We start from the raw sequence: 23535 nt of genomic DNA, 5'->3' as shown, positions 1-23535 counted from the left end.
ACCCTACCCGCTTACTGTGAGTTTGCCCAGACGCCCCCCGGCGGGCACGCTGGCCCCCAGAGCGCGGGCAATTGTTGTTACATTGTGGTCGATCATACCGAGGTAAGTGCCCTCATAGGTGCCCTCAGGCCCCATGGCGTCGCTAAAGAGTGACCCGCCAATGCTCACCTCGTGACCACGCGCGGCCGCCCCTTCGATCAAGGCGCGCATATTGCGATCCGATACGGAGGTTTCGACAAAGACCGCGCGGATGTCGCGCGCAACCAGAACCTCGACCAGATCAGATATCCGGCTCAGGCCGGCCTCGCTCTCGGTCGAGATCCCCTGAATGCCCAACACGTCGAAATCATAGGCCTGACCGAAATACCCAAAGGCATCATGTGCGGTCACCAGGACCCTCTGTTCAGGCGTGAGGCGGGAGAGCGCGTCACGGGTATAGATATCCAGTGCCTCAAGCTCGGCCTGGAAGGCCGCTGCATTGGCGGCAAAATCCCCCCCCGCTTCCGGCAGCGCCTCGGTCATGGCGTCGCGGATGTTGGTGACAACGCGCGCCCACAAATTCGGGTCCATCCAGACGTGCGGGTCATAGCGCCCCGCGTAATCCTCATGGCTCAGCAAAACATCGGGCGACAGCGATTGCGCGACCGGAACAACCCTGCGGTTGCGCGCCAAATCTTCAAAGAAGCTTTCCATCTGCGCTTCGAGGTAGAGCCCGTGCCACAAGACCAGATCAGCGCGCGTCATGGCAACGATGTCGCTGCGTGTCTGGCGGTACGCATGCGGGTCGATGCCCGCGCCCATCAGCCCCTGCACGGCGGCAAGATCACCCCCCACATTGCGGGCGGCATCCGCGATCATGCCTGTCGTTGCAACAATTTCGAGCCCGCCCGCCGCGAAGGCGCGCGGTGCCATGGCACCAAGTGCTGCTGCCGCCGCGACCCCGCTCAGCAGGCTCCGGCGCGTTAGGTGAGAATGAAACGCAATCTGTGTCATAAAGCTGAATATGCGAGTCATTCGCAAGAAGTCAACTTAATTGAGAATAATTCGCATGTACAGGAGCGCCTTTGGCCAGTATTTGGTCATTTTCTCATCAAAATTTGGCTTGTACCCTGTGTTTTCGCTCAATCAGGATGCAAAATCTTCACGCGAAGTCGTGACGTGGCGCTAATGACGCTGCGGGACCCTGCTTGCCTTGGTGCCAGCGCCATGCGAGTTTCTAGGCCTCGTCACGAGGGAAAACGCGCCATGCAAACGCAGACCAAATCCGGGCCATCACACACCTCGGCACCTCAATTGCCTCAGGTCACAGAACCGCGCAATCCGGGCATGGATCTTGATATGAACTGGGTGATGCGCCTGCAGGCCAATACCTCGGCGATCGAAAGGCGGGCGGCAAGCCTGCCCGCACGCCGCTCGGTCAAGAAATCCCATCAGGCGGCCTGGCTGCTGCGGGCCATTTCCTGCATCGATCTGACGACCCTGTCCGGGGATGATACGGAACGTCGGGTGGCACGGCTCTGCGCCAAGGCGCGCCAGCCCGTCTCGGCCGATCTGTTGCGCGCTTTGGACATGCCCACCCTCACCACCGGGGCGGTCTGCGTCTATCACGAAATGATCCCCGCCGCGCTGCGCGCACTGCAGGGCTCCGGCATTCCGGTGGCCGCGGTCAGCACCGGCTTTCCCGCCGGGCTCTCGCCCTTGCACCTGCGCATTGCAGAGATCGAGGAGAGCGTGAAAGCAGGGGCCGCCGAGATCGATATCGTCATCTCGCGCCGGCATGTGCTGACCGGCGACTGGCAAGCGCTCTATGACGAGATGAGGGCGTTTCGTGCCGCCTGTGGCGATGCGCATGTCAAAGCCATTCTGGCCACGGGCGAGTTGGGCAATCTGCGCAATGTCGCGCGCGCGTCGATGATCTGCATGATGGCGGGCGCGGATTTCATCAAAACCTCCACCGGCAAGGAAGCCGTCAATGCAACCCTGCCGGTCACACTGGTGATGCTCCGCGCCATTCGCGACTACTACGACCGCACGGGCTACCGAGTGGGGTATAAACCGGCCGGCGGCATTTCCAAGGCCAAGGATGCGGTGACCTATCTGGCGCTCCTGAAAGAAGAGCTCGGCGACAGGTGGCTGCGTCCGGATCTCTTTCGTTTTGGAGCCTCATCCCTGCTCAATGACATCGAGCGCCAGCTCGAACATCATGTGACGGGCAGCTATTCCGCCGCATACCGACATGCAACGAGCTAGACCCGACCGCGCCTCTAACCTTAGAAAAGGACCGCCCCGATGACCGTCTCCGAGATTTTCGAAACGATGGACTATGGGACAGCGCCGGAAACTGCGGCAGAAGCCTGCGCCTGGATCAAACGGCACGGCGCGCGGTTTGGCCATTTCATCGACGGAAGCTTTACCAAGCCCGGCCGGGGATTTGAAAGCCACAACCCCGCGACAGGCGATCTCTTGGCGACACTGACACAGGCCACACAGGCAGAGGTCGATGCCGCCGCGCGCGCCGCGCGCAAGGCCCAGCCCAAGTGGGAGGCGCTCGGCGGGCATGGTCGTGCCAGATATCTTTATGCACTGGCCCGGCTGTTGCAGAAACACAGCCGTCTTTTTGCGGTTCTGGAAACGCTCGACAACGGCAAACCGATCCGCGAAGCGCGTGACATCGACATCCCGCTGGCCCAGCGTCATTTCTACTATCACGCCGGCATGGCGCAGCTGATGGAGGACGCGCTGCCCGACCGCTGCGCCCTGGGCGTTTGCGGGCAGATCATCCCGTGGAACTTCCCGCTGTTGATGCTGGCCTGGAAGATCGCGCCTGCTCTGGCGATGGGCAATACCGTGGTGCTGAAACCGACGGAGTGGACCTCGCTGACAGCCTTGCTTTTTGCCGAGATCTGCCAGCAGGCCGGCCTGCCCAAAGGCGTGGTCAACATCGTCACCGGAGACGGCACCGTGGGCGAGAAGATCGTCGCGGCCCAGGTGGATAAAATCGCCTTCACCGGGTCTACCTCTGTGGGGCGGGGCATCCGGGCGGCCACCGCAGGCAGCGGCAAAGCCCTGACATTGGAGCTGGGCGGCAAGTCCCCTTACATCGTTTTCGATGACGCCGATATCGACAGCGCCGTCGAAGGGCTCGTGGATGCGATCTGGTTCAATCAGGGTCAGGTCTGCTGTGCGGGCGCGCGGCTTTTGGTGCAGGAGCCGATTGCCGACCTCTTCTATCGCAAACTGCGGGCGCGGATGGACAAACTGCGGGTCGGCAACCCTCTCGACAAGAGCATCGACGTGGGTGCCATCATCGATCCGGCGCAATTGCAGAGGATCACTGCGCTCATGGCTGCCAATGACGCAGGCGAGAGTCATCTGGCCGCAACCGAGATCCCCGGCACGGGGTGTTTCTACCCCCCGACGCTGGTGACCGGCCTGAACCCCGCCGATACGCTGATGCAGGAAGAAATCTTTGGCCCCGTTCTTGTCTCGACGACGTTCAGAACGCCCGCCGAGGCCGTGCAGCTGGCCAATAACACGCGTTATGGGTTGGCCGCGACGGTGTGGAGCGAGAACATCAACCTCGCCCTCGATATCGCACCCAAGCTGGCCACAGGCATCGTCTGGATCAACAGCACCAACATGATGGATGCCGCTGCGGGCTTTGGCGGTGTGCGCGAAAGCGGTTTTGGCCGCGAAGGCGGCTGGGAAGGGCTGACCGCCTACACCAAACCCAAGGGCAAAGCGAAACCGCTCAAGGAGATCACAGCGTTCGCGGGCGATGACGCCCCCGCCGATCCCATTGACCGCACCGCCAAGCTCTATATCGGGGGCAAGCAGACCCGCCCGGACGGCGGCTATTCGCGCCCGGTCTGGGCAAAGTCGGGCGCACTTATCGGACATGTCTCTCTGGCCAATCGCAAGGACCTGCGCAACGCGGTCGAGGCGGCACAGGCGGCAAAGGGCTGGTCGCAGACAACCGGCCATTTGCGGGCCCAGATCCTCTACTATCTGGCCGAGAACCTGTCGGCGCGCGCAGACGAGTTCGCCAAGCGGCTGAATGCGATGCAGGGCGGCAAGGCGGGCGCGGAGGAGGTCGACCTGGCCATCAAACGGCTCTTTACCTACGCGGCCTGGGCCGACAAATACGATGGGCAAATCCATGGTGTGCCGATCCGGGGGATCGCCCTGGCCATGAAGGAACCGGTCGGCACGATCGGCGTGATCTGCCCGAATGAGGCACCGTTGCTGGGGATGATCTCCTGCATGGCGCCCGCCATTGCCATGGGCAACTGCGTGATCCTCGCCGCGTCAGAACCCTTCCCCCTCGCGGCCACCGATTTCGTTCAAGTACTGGAAACCTCGGATGTTCCAGCGGGTGTCGTCAACATCCTGACCGGCCCGCACGGCGATGTGGCGGGCGACATGGCCGCTCACATGGATATCGACGGTGTCTGGAGTTTCGGCGCGGCCCCGCTCAGCGAAGAGGTCGAGCGCGCCTCTGCCAGCAACCTCAAACGGACGTGGGTGAACAACGGTATGGCGCGCGACTGGTCGGGCAGCGACGGTCAGGGGCCTGCCTTTCTGGAGGCCGCCACAGAGGTCAAGAACATCTGGGTGCCCTACGGTGCCTAGACGTGCCCCCCTGCCAGGACGCACAGGTCTGAGCCTCAGTTCGCCGGGGTGCTTTCCAGCCCGACCGGTTGCCCGACCACCACAAAATGCAGCCCCTCCGGGTCAAGCAATTCACCGGCCACGCGTTTGACGTCCTCGACGGTGACCGCGTCGACCCGGTCGTTGCGGGTCGCGATGTAATCAATCGGCAGGCCCAGCATCTGCATGCCCACCATGATGTTTGCAATCGGCCCATTGCCGTCAAAGCGCAGCGGATAGGCACCAGTCAAATAGGTCTTGGCATTTTCAACTTCCTCGGGCGTCAGACCCTCCGCAGCGGCCTTGGCCCATTCGTCCCGGATCACCTCGACCGCTTCCGCGATGCGATCATTGGCGGAACTCACCGCGCCGATGTAGACCTCGGCCAGATCCTTGCCTGCCAGATAGGAGTAGACGCCATAGGTCAGACCCCGCTTGGCGCGGACCTCATCCATCAGACGGCTCTCGAACGAGCCACCACCCAAGGCGTGGTTGAGAACCACGGCGGTGAAATAATCCGGGTGATCCATCTTGATCCCACGTTGCGCAAAGCGCGCGACGGACTGCGGGGTTTCAAAGGGCACAACCGTGATGCCGCCGGGAATGTCGACATCCGCGCGCGGGGGCATCGGCGCGCCGGTCTCCGGCAGGTCGCCCAAGAGCCCATCAAGCAGGGTAGCAAGGTCTTCTTCCGTGATGTCCCCCACGGCCCCGATGTAAATCCGGTCACGCGCAAAAATATCTCTATGCGCGACCACCAGATCCTCCCGCGTCAGCGCGGTAACCGATTCCGTTGTCCCGCTGATGGAAGTGGCATAGGGGTGATCGCCATAAAGGATACGCCCCATCGCCTTGCTCGCCAACTCATCGGGGTCCTTTGCATCGGATAAGATGTTGCTCAGGACCTGCTCGCGCACACGGTCGATGTCCGGCTGGTCGAAGCGCGGCTCGTGGATCGCGGCCCGCAAGAGTGCGACAGCCTCATCGCGGTTTTCCGTCAGAAACCGTGTCGAGACCGAGAGCGCGTCATCATCCAGCCCGAAGCTGATCGACGCGGCCAACCCTTCGACCGAGCGCGCAAAAGCGCGTGCGTCCATCTCTCCGGCGCCTTCTTCCAGCAGACCGGTCATCAGGTTCATTGCTCCGCGTTTGCCGGGAGTTTCAAGCGAGGCACCGCCGCGAAACCTGATCTCCAGCGCCGTGAAGGGGATTGAATGATCCTCCACCAACCAGGCGGTCAGACCACCGGGTGTCTTGACCTCCTTGATGTCAACATTGGCCGCAGCGGGCAGCGACAGACAGACCACAGTCATGATCGACAGGAAAAAACGCATCATTGTGTCACCTCTTCACGCATGATCCATCCGGTGACCGACGCACGCCGGTCAAGCAGGTCTCGGGCGGCGGCAATGATATCCGCCTCTGTAACGGCTGCGAGGATATCGGGCCAGGCCTGCACGTCTTCGACCGTCAGACCCGAAGCCAGTGCCTGCCCGTACCTGTTGGCAATCCGGTCCACATCGTCACGCGCATAGATCTGGTCGGCCCGGATCTGGAACTTGATCCGGTCGAGCTGTTCGGCATCGACACCCGTTTCCAGAAATTCAGCCAACGCCGCGTCCATGGCATCCTCGGCCTGCTGCAATGTCACATCGGGGCGTGGCACCACGATGAGGTTGAAGGTCGTGTCATCCAGCGCCACCGGGCGGTAAAAGCTCGCGGTGTAGGTCGCGATCTGGCTGTCAAATTGAAGCTCTTCGGCCAGAAAAGAGGTTGTGCCACCGCCCAGAATCTCGCTGAGAAAGACCAGGGCCGCAGCGGTTTCCTGGGCCCCCGGATCACGCTCCGGCGCGAGGTAGGACCGGCGCACATAGGGCTGCGCCACGCGGGCGTCCCGGTAGATCAGCCGCCGTTCCGCAGTCTGCGGGGGCTCTTGGGATCGGATACGCTCCGGCAGATCGGGGTTGGCGGGGATCTTGCCGTAATGCTCTTCGGCCAACGCGCGGACCTCCTCCGGGGTCACATCCCCCGAGACCACCAGAATCGCATTGTTGGGCGAATAGTGGATGTCATAAAAGCTCAGGGCATCGTCCATATCCAGCGTCTGCATCTCGTGCATCCAGCCAATGATCGGAACGCCATAGCGATGGTTGAGGAACTGTGCCGCGTTCATCTGTTCCCCGAACAGCGCGCCGGGATTATTCTCCGTCCGCTGGTTGCGCTCTTCGATGATAACGTCACGTTCCGTGGCGATGTTTTCCTCGGTCAGACGGATGTTCTTCATCCGGTCCGCCTCCATCTGCATCATCAGCCCGAGCCGGTCAGCGGCCACCCGCTGGAAATAGGCCGTATAGTCGTATGATGTGAAGGCGTTGTCCCGCCCGCCATTGCGCGCGACAGTGGCAGAAAGCTCACCGTCTTCCAGCGTATCGGTGGCCTTGAAGAGCAGATGTTCAAGAAAATGCGCCACGCCGGACGATCCCTTGGGCTCATCCGCTGACCCCGCGCGGTACCACACCATGTGTTGCACAACCGGCGCGCGGTGGTCTTCGACGACAACCACCTTCATCCCGTTGTCGAGTTCAAAAGTTGTTACGGCTTCCTCCTCGGCCTGGCCCAGTCCGGGCAAAAACGCCAAGAGCGCCGCAAACGCCGTCAATCGCAACATGAGCTGTCCTTCCGACAAGTAAATCATACCGGTGTTGTGCAGAAAGTACGTTGCAACCGCCCCGGTTCAAGGCACACTGTCAGGAAAGTGAGGCCGGTTTTGTGTTTTTCACGTCATTGCCGGGGGGGAAAACTCGGCGTGCGCGCTCCGGCCCTGCGCCAGGCTTCGGCTGTCTCGCGCGCATCCAGCGCCTGGCTGCTGTAGACGTCATTGTAGAGGTCTTCGGGGAAAAGCTTGAACTGGGTAAAGCGCGACTGCCGGCTGCGGAATTCGGCATCTTCGGTCGCCAGGGACTGCCTGATGTCCGGGGAGACGCCGAACCGGCTCGCGGCTGTGACCAGCGCCCCGTCGGAGGCCGGGACAGGCGCAGAGGCGTCGCCCGGACGCCCCCCCAGCGCGGTGACCATCTCGGCAATCGGATCGCTGTCTGTTCTGTTTGACTGCCCCGGTGTCGGGGTCGGCAGGGTTGCAAAATCGGTGGGCAGCGTCAGCTCCGCCTTGGGCTCGACGATGAACTCGTCCGGGCCCCTCGACGTGGGTTGCAAATTGCGCAGGCCTTGGTTGCTACAGGCGCTTACGGCGATCATGATCAGGATCAGAGCCAGAACAGGGCGCATATCAGGTCTCCTTGCGATTGCCTCTAGATACGCCAGAGGGGCGGGTAATGTCACTGACCTTTTTTGTCGTCCTGCCGACTGTCCGGCGCCAGAAACACAAGCCCGATGGCCCCGGCAAAGATAAAGACATCCGCCAGGTTGAACACGAAGGGGTTATTGATCCCGCAGCACGACATATTGAGGAAGTCGAGGACGTAGCCGTAAACCAGGCGGTCCAGTACGTTGGCCAACGCCCCGCCGATTAGCAAACCGCCCGCAGCACAGCCCCAGGACCCCAGATGATTTCGGCGCGCCCAGATGAAAACCGCGATACAAATCCCGAAGGCCAGCAGGATCAGGAACCAGCGCGCCGCCTCGGAGCCGCCGTCAAAGAGACCAAAGTTGATCCCGCGGTTCTCGCCGTAGCGGAAGTTGATCAGCGGCGGCAACACGTCAATGGTTCTGATCCGCCACAGCTCCATCATATGGATCACGACATATTTGCTGATCTGATCGATCAGGAAAGCCACGATCCCTGCAATATACAGCCAGCGCATCCCGTTCTCCCCGTCAGTGCCGGAAATGGCGCATGGCCGTAAAGACCATCGCCAGCCCTGCCGCATCCGCCGCGGCGATCACCTCCTCGTCCCGCATTGAGCCGCCCGGTTGAATGAGCGCGGTCGCGCCCGCCTCCGCAGCGGTGATCAGCCCGTCAGCGAAAGGAAAAAACGCATCTGAGGCCACAACAGACCCTTGCGTCAGCGGCGCGGGCAGCCCCATGACCTCGGCCATGTCTTGGGCCTTGCGCGCGGCGATCCGGGTGCTGTCGACCCGGCTCATCTGCCCCGCCCCCACACCCACGGTGGCGCCGTCCTTTACATAGATGATCGCGTTGGATTTCACGTGTTTCGCCACGGTCCAGGCGAAAAGAAGATCCGCCATCTCCTGCTCGGACGGTTGGCGCCTGGTCACGACCTTAAGGTCATCCGCACTGACGTGCCCCACGTCCTTGTCCTGCACCAGATAGCCACCGGAGACCTGCCGCACCGCCAGCCCCGCCGCGCGCGGGTCCGCCAGCCCGCCGGTCGTGAGCAGGCGCAGGTTCTTTTTCTGCGCAAAAACGGCGCGCGCGTGGGCATCGGCCTCGGGCGCAATCACCACTTCGGTGAAAATCCCGGTGATCTCCTCCGCTGTCGCCGCATCGAGCGGCTGGTTCAGCGCGATGATCCCGCCAAAGGCCGAGGTTCGATCACAGTCAAAGGCCCGCGTGTAAGCCTCTTTCAGCGAAGCACCCCGCGCCACGCCGCAGGGGTTCGCATGTTTGATGATCGCGCAGGCCGGGCCATCTGCCGGGTCAAATTCGCTGACCAGCTCAAAGGCCGCATCGGTGTCGTTGATGTTGTTGTAGCTCAGCTCCTTGCCCTGATGCTGGGTCGCGGTCGCCACCCCCGGCGCGGCGCTGCCATCTGTGTAGAACGCCGCCTGCTGGTGCGGATTTTCGCCATAGCGCAGGCTCTGCGCCAGTGTCCCGCCAAAGGTCCGCCGACGCGGCGTCTCGTCGACCTGCGCCGCCATCCAGGTGCTCACCGCCGTGTCATAGGCCGCTGTGCGGGCGTAAGCCACCTGCGCCAGACGCTGGCGCAAGGCGTAGGTCGTCTGCCCGTCATGGGCCTCAAGCTCTGCCAGAACCGCGTCGTAGTCCTGTACATCCACCACCACGGTCACAAAGCCGTGGTTCTTTGCGGCAGAACGGATCATCGCCGGGCCACCGATATCAATGTTCTCGATCACTTCGGCGTAGCCTGCGCCTTTGGCAACGGTTTCCTCAAAAGGGTACAGGTTGACGACCACCAGATCGATCGCCCCGATGTCATGCGCCCGCATCGCGGCCACATGCGCGTCGTTGTCCCGCAACGCCAGCAGACCACCATGCACCACCGGATGCAGCGTTTTCACCCGACCGTCCATCATCTCGGGGAAACCGGTAACATCCGCCACATCCCGCACTTCAAGGCCCGCAGCCCGAAGGGCCTTTGCCGTCCCCCCGGTGGAGAGCAATTCAACCCCCCGTGCTGCCAGTGCCGTGCCGAGATCCACCAACCCGGTTTTATCGGAGACGGAAAGCAGCGCGCGGCGCAAGGGGGCAAGATGGGTCATGTCAGGGGTCCTTTGGGCGGTTTACTTGGTCAAATCCAACATATCCTGGCTCAGATCCCGCACGCCAATTGCAGTTTCCTGCGCTTTGGACAAGGACCAGCGGATACGAGTGGCGTATGACATAGCCCGCCCGGAAAGCACAATCTGATTTGCGGCTCTGGGCTTCAATCGACCGGTTTCCAGATAGACCGAGGGAGCCAGGCGCAGCTTCTGCCCGCCATCGTGCCGGAACACCCAGATCTCACCGCTCTTGAGCGCCATGGAGACCGCAGCGCCCCCCAGATCGACCGTGGCATCCACCTCGGGGTGCAGGTGAAAGCGGATGTCAAAGGCGATACCGGCAAGCCTGGTGGCATCCAGCGCCAGATCGAAGCGACGTTTATCGCTCTCCTGCATCGCAAACAGCATGTCCTCGCCCGCGATCCCGCGCCCGTCAAAGGTCACTTCGAGTGTGCGGGCATGGGTCAACCCATGCGTGGGTACAAACCCGTCATGGCCGCCCTGAAAGCGCAAACCGTCGCTTGCGTGGCCGATCTCGATCGGGACATGGGTGGGACCTTCGATCAGCTCCTCCTGGCCTGTGGCGGGGTCCGGTGGCCCAAGGCGCGCGCTTGAATAACCATCGAGCGACAGGGTCGAATGCGAGGGCGTGGCCCGACCCGCGCGCCGCCAGTCCGGCCCGAACGTCCGACCCGAGCCGCAGTTCACGATCAGTTGCCTGCGCCCCGATGTCACCTCGAACGCCAGGGTCGAGGCATGCGCGTTGAACGACGCACGCCCCCGTGGCGGTCTGCTGGCGTCCAGAATGACGGTTGTCCGCCCCGCCGAGAGCCGGGCAAAGCCCATCGACAGGCCATCGGGTTGCCGTCGTTTGACGCGGGCCTGCGCCAGCGCGTGATCGAGCCACCCCTCGGTGCCGCGCCCTCCCCCGTGAAACCGGGCCAGACCTCCGTCCGCATGGCGCAGGGTACGCAAGGTCGGAGCAATCCGGTCGATGGCCTCAAGGTGGTCAGCGGGCGGGGTATAGCCCGCATCCGAGAGCGCCATCGCGGACCACGTCAGCAGCGTAAAGACCTCAAGCAGGTCCTCGGGATTGCGCGATGGCAGCCCGCCCTGGTCGTCGATCTGCGTGCGGCATTCCCGCGCCAGTGCCTTGACCGCGGGCAAGGCAACAGCTTGCATCCCCTCCAGAGACAGGGCGGCGTAGATCAGCCCGGCCAGCGCCTCGAACCGGGGCAAGCCGTGCGCCGCCCCCTGCCACCGCCTGGCGAGGAAATGCGTCTGCTGATGCAGGCTGCGGTAGAACGCATCACTGTCTGGCCCGTCACTGCCCCGCAGCATAAAGAGCGCATGGTTGATCCAGCGGATCAGCCGCCGTCCGGTCAGATCCGGCGTCCATCCCGGCCCGCGTCCGCGTCCGTAGCGTTCGATCCAGCCCCACAGCCAGCGCTGTGCCGCCTCGCGCGCCGCCACATCGCCCACCGCAGCCAGATCGTCGAGCCACTCAAACCCGTTGAGCTCAAGCTCGAAATCCGCATTCGGGATGGGCAGGTCCCACAGATCCGCCCCTTTTTGCTCCAGCAGATGCCCGGCAAAGAGGAAATTACCCGCCAGCAACTGCCGACCGCGCGCAAAACTCCCGATGGTGCGGGGCTCAGGCGAGGAGACGAAGCCGACAGCCCGGGCCTTCATGCGGCCTGCGCGCATCGCGTGCCAGCGGTTCAGGAAATGCACCTTCTTGGCCGCAAAACTGTTGTTATGGGACATGTTAATCTCTGCCTGGAGCGCTCTGGCGGCGCGTTGGCCACATGTTAACCTGCGGACTGCGCGGAGTCACCGTTCTTTATCACGTCTTGCAACGGCGGGGCCCGAAAGTGTCACCCAGCCTTTCGCAAGACGGCAATATAGAACCCGTCCATCCCACCCAGATCAGGCCAGAAATCCGGTCGCAGACGCAGACCGCCTTCGGGGGTGCGCCACGCGGGATTAATGCCGTCGATCCCGGAAGCCGATGTGTCTGCTGCCATATCGCGGTGCCGCTCCAGCGCCTCATCTACTTGCACTTCACCCTCATCGGGCAGCAGGGAACAGGTGCAAAAGACCAGACGACCGCCGGGTTTGACCAATGTCCAGGCGTGGTCGATGAGCTCGGCTTGCAACGCGATGAGACCACCGAACTCCGATCCGTCCTTGGCATGCGGCAGATCGGGATGCCGCCGGATCGTCCCCGTTGCCGAGCAGGGCGCATCCAGCAGGACCGCGTCGAACTGGCCATCGGACTGCCGCGCATCCTCGACCCGCAACTGCGCCACCAGCCCGGTCCGGGCAAGGTTCTCTTCGACCCGCTTCATCCGGGCTGCCGAATCGTCGACAGCCGTCACCTGCGCGCCTGCCGCCGCCAACTGCAGGGTTTTGCCGCCCGGTGCGGCGCAAAGATCAAGCACAACCTCCCCCGCCTGGGGGTTCAGCATCTTGACCGGCAGGGCTGCGGCTGCGTCCTGCACCCACCAGTCGCCCGCCGCGAACCCCGGCATAGCAGAGACCTGCCCCGCCGCCGCAACCCGGACAGACCCGGTTGGCAAAAGCTGCCCGCCGGTCATCTCCGCCACCGCTGCGGCATCGGTTTTCGCGGTCAGATCCAGCGGCGCGCCCTGAAAATGAGCCGCTTCCATCGCGGCCATTTCCTCGGCCCCCCAGGCCTGCACCAGAGGACCACGCAACCACTTGGGCAGGCGCGGGGGACGCAAGGCGGCCCAGGTCTCGGGCCCGTCGACCGCGACCTTGCGCAGAACCGCATTCGTGAGCCCCTTGAGGTGCCCCAACCTGCGATGGCGTGACACCAGCTCGACCATCGCGTTCACCACCCCATGCGCCGCGGTCCCCGTGCAAAGCTCGGTTGTCCCGACACGCAAGGCGTTGCGCACCGTCAAAGGCGGGTATTTGGACAGATGTTTCTGCAACACCCGGTCCGCGCGTTCCAGCCCGCGCAGGGTTTCCTGCGCCAGCCGGGCCGCCCGCGCGCGATCTTCCGGGGCCAGTTTATCAAGCGCACCGGCGGTCAGAAGTTCGGACATCAGACGCCCTTCACCCAGCACCTGATCGAGAAGGTAAACAGCGCTTTGACGCGCAGGAAGGCCGGTGTCTGACATGGGTGTCTCGCGGTTGTGGTGTCGCAGCCGGGTTGTCTGCAAGGTGTTGCGACGTATATCAAGGCGTGAGCCGGAGGACAGAGCGAAATGAGCGACCAACCTGAAGACACCCAAGACACCAGTGCCCTGCCACCCGCAGCCCAACGCGCCCTGGCCGAGGCCGAGGCGCGTCGCAAAGCCGCCAAAGATGTTGAATTGCCCCCGGAACTGGGCGGCCGCGACGGGCCGGAGCCCGTGCGCTACGGCGATTGGGAGAAAAAGGGCATCGCTGTCGACTTCTGACAGATTGCCGCCCCGCAGGTGTTACGCTGTGTTTTGGCGCGAAGCCGCCCGTGCCAGCGATTTACCGCAACCGAAACTCAGCCGAATCGCCCTGACCCCGGTCAGAAGTAAACCGGATACGATCATCGGTCGCCTGCACTTCCTGACAGTTATAGCCCAAAGGATCACCGCCCCAGAACAGGTCCCGACAGAAGTAGCCGTCGTCCCATGTCCAGTTCCCGGTCACCGGCCAGGCAGCCCCGTAGCCGGAAATCTCACCATTGGAGGTCACCTCCAGCTTGACGAAAGGCCGCTTGAGCTCCTTGCCCTGGATCAGGCTCACAAACTCTGACTGATCCTCGACCTTGGAAAACTCGGCAAAGGCCGGACCCGCCGCCAAAAGAGCGGCAACGGAAAGTGTAGACAGAGTAAAAACACGCATCTTAGTGTATCTCCGTACAATAAGGTTTGGATCGTGTACGGGGTTGGCGGTGAATTGGATCACTTTGCCTGCAGTTTTGCGTGCCGGCGGCCGGTCAATCCGCGTTCAGACCCAGGACATCCAACATATCATAGGCTCCCGGTGGACGATCCTGTGCCCAAAGGGCGGCTTTGAGCGCCCCGCGGGCAAAGACCGACCGGTCAGAGGCCACATGGCGCAGGGTAATACGCTCCCCTGTTGCCGCGAACATCACATCATGTTCGCCGATGATATCGCCCCCGCGCACCGCGACAAAGCCGATGTCCCCTCGTTTCCGCACCCCGGTGATCCCGTCGCGCCCCCGGTCTGCCACCGCCTCCAGCGAGACACCGCGTCCTGCGGCAGCGGCCTCGCCGAGCATCAGCGCGGTGCCAGAGGGCGCATCGACCTTTTGGTTGTGATGCGCTTCGATCACCTCGATGTCGTAATCCTCATCCAGCGACGCTGCCACTTTTTTGGTCAGCTGCACCAGCAGATTAACGCCGAGGCTCATGTTGCCGGCCCGCACGATCACCGTCTGTTCAGCAGGGCCTGCAAGTTGCCCGATCTCTTCGGCGGTCATGCCAGTGGTCCCAATGACATGCACGACCCCCGCCCGCGCGGCGGCGGCGGCAAAGGCAATCGTGGCAGCGGGGGCGGTGAAATCAATCACCGCGTCCGCATCAGCGATTGCCGCGTCAATATCGCTCGTGACAAAGACATCGCGGGCGGCCCCACCCAGCGCAAGGCCGAGGTCGCGCCCGATCCACGCATGGCCGTCGCGGTCGACCGCCGCAGCCACAACCGCCTTTTCGGAGGCGTCTATCGTCTCGACCAGCATGCGGCCCATGCGACCCGAGACGCCGGTTATGGCAATTTTCAGTGGCGTCGACATCGGCAGCCCTTTCTGACATCATTGACCTTGCGTAGTACCGCGCCGAGGTCTGCTTGGCAAAGGGTCCGCGACGGCTTAGATGAGAGCTATGGGAAAAAACAGATTTCACGATGGCCCCGGCCCGTCACAACGGCAGCTCCGTGTCGGTGAAACCATCCGCCGTGCCCTCTCTGACGTCCTGGCGCGCGGCGACGTACATGACAGCGACCTGAACCGGCTGTCGATTACGGTGGGCGAGGTCAGAACTTCTCCCGACCTCAAGATCGCGACCGCTTATGTATTGCCCTTGGGCGGGCAGGGTCAAGATGAAGTGATTGCCCTGCTGGCGCGCAACAAGGGCGAGCTGCGGCGCCTGGTGGCGAAGAAGCTGGCTTTGAAATTCGCGCCCGATCTGAGGTTTCAACTTGACGAAACCTTCGACCGGATGGACGAAACCCGCGAAATGCTGAACCGCGAAGACGTCCGGCGCGACACGGGCGCCCCGGCAGCGGGGGACAGGGGTCTGGAATGATCCGGGCCGCATTGCTTGCTCTTGGCATCGGGACCCTGGCAGCGCCCGCCCTGGCGGTCACCTGCGAGACGGTCACGCATCAGAACGCCCGCTACACGATCTGCGAAGTGGACGCGGTGACCCAAAGGCTCGATCTGTTCCTGCGCGATGCGGAGGGCGAAATCTACGGGCAGTTTTCCACGATCAACCGCGCGCTTGCCGAGCGCGGAGAACGGCTGAGTTTTGCCATGAACGCCGGCATGTATCACGAGGATCGCTCCCCCGTCGGGCACTACCTTGAGGACGGTGAGGAAATCATGCGCGTGATCTCCAGCGCGGGTCCGGGTAATTTCGGCCTGCTGCCGAACGGGGTGCTGTGCCTGCGTCCGGGACGGGCGGATGTGTTCGAAACGATGGCCTATCTGGCGGAAAGCCCGCCATGCGAGGATGCCACCCAGTCCGGCCCGATGCTGGTCATCGATGGCGCCCTGCATCCAAGGTTTTTGGAAGACGGCACCTCTTTGCATATCCGCAATGGCGTCGGCACCTCTGCCGACGGTCAGCGCGCCGTCTTTGCCATCTCGGAGGAGCCGGTGAACTTTCACGCCTTCGGCACCCTGTTTCGGGATCACCTGAAGCTGCCGAACGCGCTTTACTTTGACGGTAATATCTCGCGGCTTTATGCCCCTGCCCTGGGACGCAGCGACTTTGGCTTTGCGCTTGGCCCGATCATCGGTGTGGTAGCCCCAACCGAGTAACGCGGCCAGCGGGGGTAGGCAGCGCCGCCTCATCCGGCTAAGAGCGCGCAAGACAAGCAAAGAGGACAGCATGGGGCGCAAACGCAAGGGACGGGACATCTCAGGGTGGCTGATCGTCGACAAACCGGCCGGGCCGACCTCCACGGCGGTGGTCAACAAGGTCCGCTGGGCGCTGGAGGCGAAAAAGGCCGGACATGCCGGAACCCTTGATCCCGACGCCACCGGGGTGCTCGCCATTGCGCTGGGGGAGGCCACAAAAACCGTTCCTTACGTGACCGACGCGCTCAAAGCCTATACGTTTACAGTCAGGTTTGGCCAAGCCACCAACACCGATGACGCCGAGGGCGAAGTGATCGCGGAAAGCGACAAGCGCCCTTCTGACGCCGACATCAAGACGGCTCTCGGCGCGTTCATCGGGGATATCGAACAGGTGCCGCCGCAGTTCTCTGCCGTCAAGATTGACGGAGAACGGGCCTATAAACGCGCCCGCGACGGCGAGGCGATGCAGATTGCCGCCCGCCCGCTTTATGTCGACAGCCTGCTGCTGATCGACCGCGCGGATGCAGATCACGCAACGCTGGAGATGGTCTGTGGCAAGGGCGGCTATGTGCGCTCCATCGCGCGGGATCTTGGTCAGGCGCTGGGATGCCACGCGCATGTGCAGCAGTTGCGCCGCATCTGGTCAGGGCCTTTCGACGTGGAGGACGGCCTGTCGCTGGATCAGATCGATGCATTGGCCAGATCCCCGGATCTGGATGCGCATGTGCTACCTCTGGAGAACGCGCTGGATGATCTGCCCGAGCTCAAGGCGACCGCCGAAGGAGCCGCACGGCTGCAACATGGCAATCCCGGTATGGTGCGCGCCTCCGGCGTGGAATACGGAGAGACCTGCTGGGCATCCTTTGACGGGCGGGCCGTGGCCATCGGGCGCTACAAGGCCGGTGAGTTGCACCCGGTGCGGGTCCTGAACACCGCCCCCTGATACGGTCCTTTGTTTCAAAGCGTTGCAAACCTCGCGCGCCCGTCATTGATACCGGGGCATTGTTACAGGATTTATTTCAAAAGAACGTCGATTGGTAAGAGCTGTGTGAGACCCCTGCCCGCGCGCCCTGCTTGCCCGCATATTGAGGTCAGACGAGATACCGGACACCACGAAAAGGAACTCTGACAATGAAACGCACTGCCTTCACACTTTTTGCCGCCGGCGCCCTTGCAACCATCGCCTTCGATGTCTTCGGTCAGGCGCTCAGCCCGCTCTTTGGATACGCAAAGCTCGCCCCGGTCGGGCTCGCAGGGGCGACGCTCAATACCGTCTTTGGTGCGAACCCCGCAGGTGCCGCCTATCTGCTGCACAGTCTCACCGGCCTGATTTTCTACGTGATCGGATATTACGCCATCGCACGTCCGCTCCAGCGCGCTGTGCTGCCGCAATTGCACTGGAGCGTCACAGCAACGCTTTATGGTGTCGCGCTTTGGGTCTTTGCCCTCTACGGCATGGCACATCTGGTGGCCGGAATGAAACCGTTTCTCGGCTTTACCGGGATCACCTGGGTCGCCCTCTGGGGTCACATCGTCTACGCCGTGGTGGCCGCGGCGGTTCTGGAAACCCGCGGCGTGGTCATGGACTTGCCCGAACGGCGTGTGCCCGCCATCGGCTAGGTCAAACCGGCCCGACCGTGAAAAAGCCGCTCTTCCTCGGGGGCGGCTTTTTTGCATGCTTGTGCGCGGTGAAAGACGCTGGCATGACCACGCCATGCAAATTCGCCAGCACACTGATGACATGAAAACGTCCGAAGTGGCCTACTCCGACTGCGGGGCCTACCGATACCGCTTGTCACGGTGCTGGTCGGCGGAGGGTGCAGTCCTCAACTTCATCATGCTGAACCCGTCCAAGGCTGACGAGATGCGCAACGATCCGACCGTGGAACGCTGCGAAAGGCGCGCGCGGATGCTTGGCTTTGGGGCGTTCAGCGTCACAAATATCTTTGCCTGGCGGGATACCGATCCGCAGGCCATGCGGCGGGCCTCTCATCCGGTTGGGCCAGAGAATGACACGGTTCTGCGGGAGGCCGCCTTGCAGGCCGATCAGGTCATCGCGGCATGGGGCACGCATGGCGCGCACCGGGGGAGAGGGCCCGACGTGGCCGCCGACCTGCGCCGCGCGGCTGTGCGGCTCTATCACCTTGGCCTGTCAAAACACGGGCACCCCCGGCATCCCCTCTATGTGCCTTATGCGCAAAAACCGAAGGTCTGGATTTAGCCTCATCGGTTAACCCCGTGGTCAGACATTTTCGCTAGAACAAGCATGTTTTTTGGTATTTTGGTTTTTCGCAGAGAGGTCGCGCATGCTTTGGTTGGCTGGTTTAATGGGTATCATGGGAGTGGGCGCGGCCTCGATTGTGCCTGTTCAACCCGTTGAAGAGCAGGACGATGATCTGACCGACAACGACACGACAGACCTGGAAACGGGTAACCTGCTGGACACCATCGCCAGCCCAAAGGACATGCCCCTGCCGCATCCCGGCAATCCGGATGCCGTTGCACAATTCAAAAGCCAGGCGGCAGGCGCACAAGCCACTTTTGCAGATGACCTCTTCCGCGCGATCAACGCAGATCAGCAACGAGAGGAAGACACTGAAAACCTGTTTCTTCACGTCGAGGAAGAGGACAAAGAGGCCGCGGCGGCCTTGCCTGAGGTCAACATCTTCGACAAGGCGCTTGCAGATGAGCGCACATCCGAAAATGCCGGTGCTGACGCCTTGACTGATGGCGGCGACAGCGCGTCCGGGCTGAGCGAGAACGGGTTGGAGAGGGGCCTCATCAACCCGCTCGACCGCGCCTTTTTCGAAGGGTATCCGACCGATACCCCGTCACAGGACATCGCAGCCGCAGATCCTGCCTCTGACGACGAAACACCCTTCGCCAGCGATGAAAGCTATGAACGGATATTGCTCAGTGACTGGATCATGGAAGGTCAAACCGCCGAAGTGCTGGATTACGACGCCCGTGAAGACAGCCTGCTTCTGGTGTGGGACGATATGTCGAATGCAACCGCCGAACCCGAGGTGGACGTTGCGCATGATCCCTACGACGAAGAGGTGATGCATGTGGTGATGAATGGCAAAAGCGTTGCCGAAATCTACGGTGATCCAAACCTCTCGGTCGCGGATGTTGCCCTGATCCCGTTGAGTGCGGCACTTTTGATTGGTCTTGAACCCGCCTGAACAGCGCGCGGGGCCTGTTTATTGCGATGTCTGCCGATTCAGCATTTGCCATCTTTGGGAATCCCGCCTATACGCGCGCATCGGCGATCAGAATGTGATCCGATCCCTCCACGGGCCCATGCTGGACGACATCCCGGCTGGCGCCTTATCGAAACCGTCAAAACAGGAGACCCCGATGTCGATTACAGTTGAAGAAAAAGCCCGCGTCATGAAAGATTTCGCAACCAAAGAAGGCGATACCGGATCGCCCGAAGTGCAGGTTGCTATTCTCAGCTCGCGCATCGCCACGCTCACTGAGCACTTCAAGACCCACAAGAAAGACAACCATGGCCGCCGTGGTCTGTTGAAGATGGTGGCCACACGCCGCAAGCTTCTGGATTACGTGAAAGGCAAGGATGAGGCGCGCTATCAAGACCTTATCAAACGCCTTGGTCTGCGCCGGTAAACCATCCGCACGGCGCGGGGGTTCAGGGTAGAGAAGCTGTGATACCGCTCCTGGGTAGCAAAAACCCGGGATGAAGGAAACGAACCGCGCCCACATCGGCGCGGTTTTTTCATGTTGAGCCCGCACTTTACGTCACAGCCCCATCGGTTACGTTGGCCCGATGTTGACCTTCGCCGCCGCCGTTTTTTTCCTGATCGTAACACCCGGTCCCGGGGTCTTGTCTGCAGCCGGTGTGGGTGCGTCCTTTGGCGCACGCGCAGGCACCCGATATGTCGCGGGGCTTTTCATCGGCACGAACCTTGTCTGCCTCGCCGTCGTCAGCGGCCTGACCGCCTTGCTGCTCGCGGATGATCGCATCAGAGCACTGCTGTTTTTCGCCTCGATCACCTATCTGTGCTATCTTGCGTTCCGCATCGCCTTTGCCGGCAGCAAAGTCGCTTTCATCGAATCCCAAAGCCCACCCGGTGTCTTTGGGGGCATATTACTGCAAACAATCAACCCCAAGGCCTATGCCGTCAACACCGCGCTGTTCACCGGGTTTGGCTTCATGCCCGACAGCCTGCCGCTGGAGATCGCGCTGAAATTTCTGATCGTCAATGCGATCTGGATTCCGATCCATTTTGCCTGGCTCTGGCTGGGGATCACGGTCAGACGGATGAACTTGCCAACAACAACCCAACGCCTGATCAATAGTGTGATGGCCCTGTCCATGCTCGCCGTCGTTTTGCTCGCCGCATGGGCACAAAGCTAAGCCTGAATTGGCGAGATATGTCTTGGCGGCGGGGTTGTGACATCTGTCACAAAAAACCAAAAAAGAGGCGCTTTCCCCGAAGATACGCTGAAATTTGGGCAATTCTCCTCCGAACCAGGGAAATAAAGGTGAAAACACCTCCAATTTCTTCTATCATGGGTTGCGAAAGGCAATGGAACAAAGCACCGCTTAGCGGTTGAGCTCGGCCTGCATAACAGGAAATGCCTTTCCCGACCTCAATCGGTTTCAAGAGCGAGCCGACAGGAGAAACCTCACATGACAACGAAACTGCTAGTGGGCCTTGATGGCCACAGCTCGGGAGAGCGCGCGCTGGCATATGGCGAAGGCTTGGCAAAGCTGATCGGAAGCTGCTCGCTTCTGGTGGTCTATGTCATCGAGTGGTCGCCCTATTCTTTTCAGACCGCCGAAGAAAACGCACAGCGCCACAAGCGTCGCGAAGAAGAGATCGCAACAGCCATGTCGCGCGTCATCTCTCCTGCCCTGGAGACGTTGAAATCCAAAGGGATCGATGCCGAGGGGATCGTGCGGCACGGCAATGTAGCCGATACGCTGGATGCTCTTGCGAGCAGCGAAAAGGCGGATCAGATCATCGTCGGTCGCGCAGCCGAATCTGGCCTGTCGCAACGCATTTTCGGCAGCTCTACCGCAAACCTTGTCATGCAGGCTCGCGTCCCTGTCACTGTCGTCGGATAGGAAATCTCATATGACACTCAAGAATGTTTTTTTCGCGACCTCCGTCGCATTGGCTGCGCTGGCAAACCCGGCGATGGCGCAGGAAGCCGCCTCGCTGGACGCGCGCGTCAATGAGGCCTTCGCCACTTTCACAGGCCCTTTTGTCAGCCTGATTTTTGCCCCCTTTCCAGGCACGTCGTTTCCGTGGATTGTGCTTTGGCTCGTGGTTGCGGCCAGCGTCTTCACAATCTATTTCGGCTTTGTCCAATTCCGCTTTTTCGGGCATGCAATTGGCCTGGTCAAAGGCGATTACGCAGACCCCAACGACGCAGGCGAGGTCAGCCACTTTCAGGCGCTTGCAACCGCCCTCTCGGGGACGGTTGGTCTGGGCAATATTGCCGGTGTGGCGGTTGCCGTTGGCATCGGCGGACCGGGGGCAACCTTCTGGATGATCCTTGCGGGTCTGCTCGGAATGGCCTCGAAATTTACCGAATGCACGCTCGGCGTGAAGTATCGAAACGAGTATCCCGATGGGACCGTTTCCGGTGGCCCGATGTATTACATGTCCAAAGGCTTTGACGAACTGGGGCTGCCCGGTGGCAAGATCCTTGCTGTCCTCTTCTCGGTGTTCTGTATTCTGGGCGCACTTGGTGGAGGCAACATGTTCCAGGCCAACCAGGCGCATGCGCAGATCACCCAGATCACCGGTGACTATCCCGGCTGGATCACGGGTCTGATCTTTGCCGCTGTTGTCTTTGCCGTGATCGTCGGTGGCATCAAATCCATCGCGAAGGTGACTGAAAAAGTCGTACCCTTCATGGGTATCCTCTATGTCGGCGCGGCTATCGTCATCCTGATTGTGAATTACGATATGATCGGCTGGGCCTTTGGTCAGATCTTTGTCGGCGCCTTCACCGGGCTTGGCGTTGCGGGCGGCTTTGTCGGCGCGCTGATCCAGGGGTTCCGGCGCGCGGCCTTCTCCAACGAGGCCGGCGTGGGCTCTGCGGCGATTGCCCACTCTGCGGTGAGAACCAAGGAGCCTATCACCGAAGGATTTGTTTCCCTGCTTGAGCCGCTGATCGACACGGTTGTGATCTGCACAATGACCGCTCTGGTCATCGTGATCTCGCAGCAGCTGATCATTGACCCCGACACCGGAAACTACATGCTGAACGAAGCAGGCAATGCGATTGCAACCGTGGATGGCAACTCCGGTGTGGCGCTGACCTCTGCGGCCTTTGCGTCGGGCATCAGCTGGTTCCCCTATGTGCTGTCGATCGCGGTCGTGCTCTTTGCCTTCTCCACCATGATCTCCTGGTCCTACTATGGTTTGAAAAGCTGGACCTATCTCTTTGGCGAAGGCAAAGCATCTGAGCTGATCTTCAAGGTCATCTTCTGCATCTTCATCGTGATCGGTGCCGCAGCCAGCCTTGGCCCTGTGATCGACTTCTCCGATGCCGCGATCTTTGCCATGGCGGTGGTCAACATCTTTGCCCTCTACTTCCTGATGAAAGTGGTCCGCAAGGAACTGGCCAGCTATGTCGAGCGCCTGAAATCAGGTGAGATCAAGAAGTTCTCGCACTGACCCTTCCGAAAGGGGCGGCCTTGGCGCCGCCCCCTTTGCCCTCCTGCCGGACAGGGCTACCTGAGCCTTATGGCAGACTTACCCCGCCTTGCTCTTTCGGTCCGTCAGCCCTCCGCCTGGGCCATCATCCACGGTGGTAAAGTGATCGAAAACCGCACGCTCGACGCAATCCGTGCGGGCCGTATGACACCGGGAAAAATCTGCATTCACGCCGCCACGGGTATGAAACAGGATGAATTCCGTTACCTCTCCTGGCGGCTGGCAAAGCACGGTGTGATCTGCCCCCGACCGGACGCGCTGGTGCGCGGTGCCATCATCGGCACGGTTGAGGTGACAGCGATCATTACCGAAAGCGACAGCGAATGGTTCGGTGGCACGGCCGGTCTGCTGCTGGCCGATGCCAGGCCAGTTGATCCGATCCCCGCCAGCGGGGCCCTGGGTTACTTCGAATGGACCCGCGCGCCGGCCTTCGCCCCGGCCAAACCCTGGATGAAGCGGTTTGACCGGCCCAATGCGGACAGCGCGACGGGGGCGCTTTTTCCCGATGCCGCCCCAACCTACGAAAAGCCACCCCGAAAGCCATGGGGCAAGGGCTGAACACGCCCAAACCCTCCCTTTCCAAGCCCCCAATTCTCGTGTATGTCCGCGCAATCTGAAAGCTGGCGCCCGGACCTCAGCGCCCGATAAAGAAGATACCGAGGTCAGGGGGAATTCGCCCCCTATGTAAATGGCCCACAGCAGGGCCAACACAGG

The 23535-nt window shown here is 61.8% G+C and carries 24 protein-coding genes; 14 read left to right on the top strand and 10 right to left on the bottom strand.

What is annotated here, in order from left to right:
* Positions 1 to 3 precede the first annotated feature (3 nt).
* Complete coding sequence (locus H7847_RS13410) at positions 4 to 993, bottom strand: metal ABC transporter solute-binding protein, Zn/Mn family (RefSeq protein WP_406675997.1); 990 nt, start codon at positions 991 to 993, stop codon at positions 4 to 6.
* Between the two features lie 252 nt (positions 994 to 1245).
* Between H7847_RS13410 and deoC the strand changes: the two genes are divergently transcribed.
* On the top strand, positions 1246 to 2250 hold the full coding sequence (deoC, locus tag H7847_RS13405) for a deoxyribose-phosphate aldolase (RefSeq protein ID WP_227269986.1): 1005 nt from the start codon (positions 1246 to 1248) through the stop codon (positions 2248 to 2250).
* 39 nt (positions 2251 to 2289) lie between these two features.
* Complete coding sequence (locus tag H7847_RS13400) at positions 2290 to 4632, top strand: aldehyde dehydrogenase family protein (RefSeq protein ID WP_227269985.1); 2343 nt, start codon at positions 2290 to 2292, stop codon at positions 4630 to 4632.
* Between the two features lie 35 nt (positions 4633 to 4667).
* On the opposite strand, the gene H7847_RS13395 is transcribed toward H7847_RS13400, so the two are convergent.
* The 7 genes from H7847_RS13395 to H7847_RS13365 all read right to left on the bottom strand — a co-directional run bounded on the left by H7847_RS13395 (position 4668) and on the right by H7847_RS13365 (position 13220).
* Positions 4668 to 5984, bottom strand: a complete 1317-nt coding sequence (locus H7847_RS13395) for a M16 family metallopeptidase (protein WP_227270055.1) — start codon at positions 5982 to 5984, stop codon at positions 4668 to 4670.
* Positions 5984 to 7318, bottom strand: coding sequence for a M16 family metallopeptidase (locus H7847_RS13390; RefSeq protein ID WP_227269984.1), 1335 nt, complete (start codon positions 7316 to 7318; stop codon positions 5984 to 5986). Before H7847_RS13390 ends, H7847_RS13395 begins: the two co-directional genes overlap by 1 nt.
* A gap of 113 nt (positions 7319 to 7431) precedes the next feature.
* Positions 7432 to 7935: a DUF3035 domain-containing protein gene (locus tag H7847_RS13385; protein ID WP_227269983.1), complete on the bottom strand. Its 504-nt coding sequence runs from the start codon at positions 7933 to 7935 to the stop codon at positions 7432 to 7434.
* 50 nt (positions 7936 to 7985) lie between these two features.
* On the bottom strand, positions 7986 to 8471 hold the full coding sequence (lspA, locus tag H7847_RS13380; protein ID WP_227269982.1) for a signal peptidase II: 486 nt from the start codon (positions 8469 to 8471) through the stop codon (positions 7986 to 7988).
* A 13-nt stretch (positions 8472 to 8484) separates the two neighbouring features.
* Complete coding sequence (gene purH, locus H7847_RS13375; RefSeq protein WP_227269981.1) at positions 8485 to 10071, bottom strand: bifunctional phosphoribosylaminoimidazolecarboxamide formyltransferase/IMP cyclohydrolase; 1587 nt, start codon at positions 10069 to 10071, stop codon at positions 8485 to 8487.
* Between the two features lie 21 nt (positions 10072 to 10092).
* Positions 10093 to 11838 carry a heparinase II/III family protein gene (locus tag H7847_RS13370; RefSeq protein ID WP_227269980.1) on the bottom strand — a complete coding sequence of 582 codons (1746 nt, stop codon included), beginning with the start codon at positions 11836 to 11838 and terminating at the stop codon, positions 10093 to 10095.
* Between the two features lie 110 nt (positions 11839 to 11948).
* Positions 11949 to 13220, bottom strand: coding sequence for an RsmB/NOP family class I SAM-dependent RNA methyltransferase (locus H7847_RS13365; protein WP_227269979.1), 1272 nt, complete (start codon positions 13218 to 13220; stop codon positions 11949 to 11951).
* An 87-nt stretch (positions 13221 to 13307) separates the two neighbouring features.
* Between H7847_RS13365 and H7847_RS13360 the strand changes: the two genes are divergently transcribed.
* On the top strand, positions 13308 to 13502 hold the full coding sequence (locus tag H7847_RS13360; protein ID WP_227269978.1) for a DUF1674 domain-containing protein: 195 nt from the start codon (positions 13308 to 13310) through the stop codon (positions 13500 to 13502).
* Between the two features lie 61 nt (positions 13503 to 13563).
* On the opposite strand, the gene H7847_RS13355 is transcribed toward H7847_RS13360, so the two are convergent.
* Complete coding sequence (locus H7847_RS13355) at positions 13564 to 13923, bottom strand: dihydrodipicolinate reductase (protein ID WP_227269977.1); 360 nt, start codon at positions 13921 to 13923, stop codon at positions 13564 to 13566.
* 94 nt (positions 13924 to 14017) lie between these two features.
* On the bottom strand, positions 14018 to 14836 hold the full coding sequence (gene dapB, locus H7847_RS13350; protein ID WP_227269976.1) for a 4-hydroxy-tetrahydrodipicolinate reductase: 819 nt from the start codon (positions 14834 to 14836) through the stop codon (positions 14018 to 14020).
* An 88-nt stretch (positions 14837 to 14924) separates the two neighbouring features.
* On the opposite strand from dapB, the gene rbfA reads away from it, so the two are divergent.
* The 11 genes from rbfA to H7847_RS13295 all read left to right on the top strand — a co-directional run bounded on the left by rbfA (position 14925) and on the right by H7847_RS13295 (position 23379).
* Positions 14925 to 15347, top strand: a complete 423-nt coding sequence (gene rbfA / locus H7847_RS13345; RefSeq protein ID WP_227269975.1) for a 30S ribosome-binding factor RbfA — start codon at positions 14925 to 14927, stop codon at positions 15345 to 15347.
* Positions 15344 to 16084, top strand: a complete 741-nt coding sequence (locus H7847_RS13340; protein WP_227269974.1) for a phosphodiester glycosidase family protein — start codon at positions 15344 to 15346, stop codon at positions 16082 to 16084. The genes rbfA and H7847_RS13340 overlap by 4 nt, the downstream gene beginning before the upstream one ends.
* 70 nt (positions 16085 to 16154) lie before the next feature.
* Positions 16155 to 17066 (top strand): tRNA pseudouridine(55) synthase TruB, encoded by a 912-nt coding sequence (gene truB / locus H7847_RS13335; RefSeq protein ID WP_227269973.1) that lies wholly within the window; start codon positions 16155 to 16157, stop codon positions 17064 to 17066.
* A 188-nt stretch (positions 17067 to 17254) separates the two neighbouring features.
* Positions 17255 to 17743 (top strand): hypothetical protein, encoded by a 489-nt coding sequence (locus H7847_RS13330; RefSeq protein WP_227269972.1) that lies wholly within the window; start codon positions 17255 to 17257, stop codon positions 17741 to 17743.
* A gap of 94 nt (positions 17744 to 17837) precedes the next feature.
* Positions 17838 to 18344 (top strand): DUF1643 domain-containing protein, encoded by a 507-nt coding sequence (locus H7847_RS13325; RefSeq protein WP_406675996.1) that lies wholly within the window; start codon positions 17838 to 17840, stop codon positions 18342 to 18344.
* Between the two features lie 85 nt (positions 18345 to 18429).
* Positions 18430 to 19308 carry a hypothetical protein gene (locus tag H7847_RS13320; protein WP_227269970.1) on the top strand — a complete coding sequence of 293 codons (879 nt, stop codon included), beginning with the start codon at positions 18430 to 18432 and terminating at the stop codon, positions 19306 to 19308.
* 175 nt (positions 19309 to 19483) lie between these two features.
* Positions 19484 to 19753: a 30S ribosomal protein S15 gene (gene rpsO / locus H7847_RS13315; RefSeq protein ID WP_227270054.1), complete on the top strand. Its 270-nt coding sequence runs from the start codon at positions 19484 to 19486 to the stop codon at positions 19751 to 19753.
* A gap of 160 nt (positions 19754 to 19913) precedes the next feature.
* Positions 19914 to 20504 carry a LysE family translocator gene (locus H7847_RS13310; RefSeq protein ID WP_227269969.1) on the top strand — a complete coding sequence of 197 codons (591 nt, stop codon included), beginning with the start codon at positions 19914 to 19916 and terminating at the stop codon, positions 20502 to 20504.
* A 276-nt stretch (positions 20505 to 20780) separates the two neighbouring features.
* Complete coding sequence (locus H7847_RS13305; protein ID WP_227269968.1) at positions 20781 to 21218, top strand: universal stress protein; 438 nt, start codon at positions 20781 to 20783, stop codon at positions 21216 to 21218.
* Between the two features lie 10 nt (positions 21219 to 21228).
* Positions 21229 to 22782 carry an alanine/glycine:cation symporter family protein gene (locus H7847_RS13300; RefSeq protein WP_227269967.1) on the top strand — a complete coding sequence of 518 codons (1554 nt, stop codon included), beginning with the start codon at positions 21229 to 21231 and terminating at the stop codon, positions 22780 to 22782.
* Positions 22783 to 22851: 69 nt separating this feature from the next.
* Entirely contained in the window at positions 22852 to 23379 is a 528-nt protein-coding gene (locus H7847_RS13295; RefSeq protein ID WP_227269966.1) for an ASCH domain-containing protein, read from the top strand.
* Positions 23380 to 23535 lie beyond the last annotated feature (156 nt).

Origin of the sequence: Roseobacter weihaiensis (assembly GCF_020622345.1) — a bacterium.
GTDB classification, from domain to species: domain Bacteria; phylum Pseudomonadota; class Alphaproteobacteria; order Rhodobacterales; family Rhodobacteraceae; genus Roseobacter; species Roseobacter weihaiensis.
Note: the sequence above shows the minus strand (reverse complement) of the source record. Positions and strands in the feature narration are given on the sequence as shown.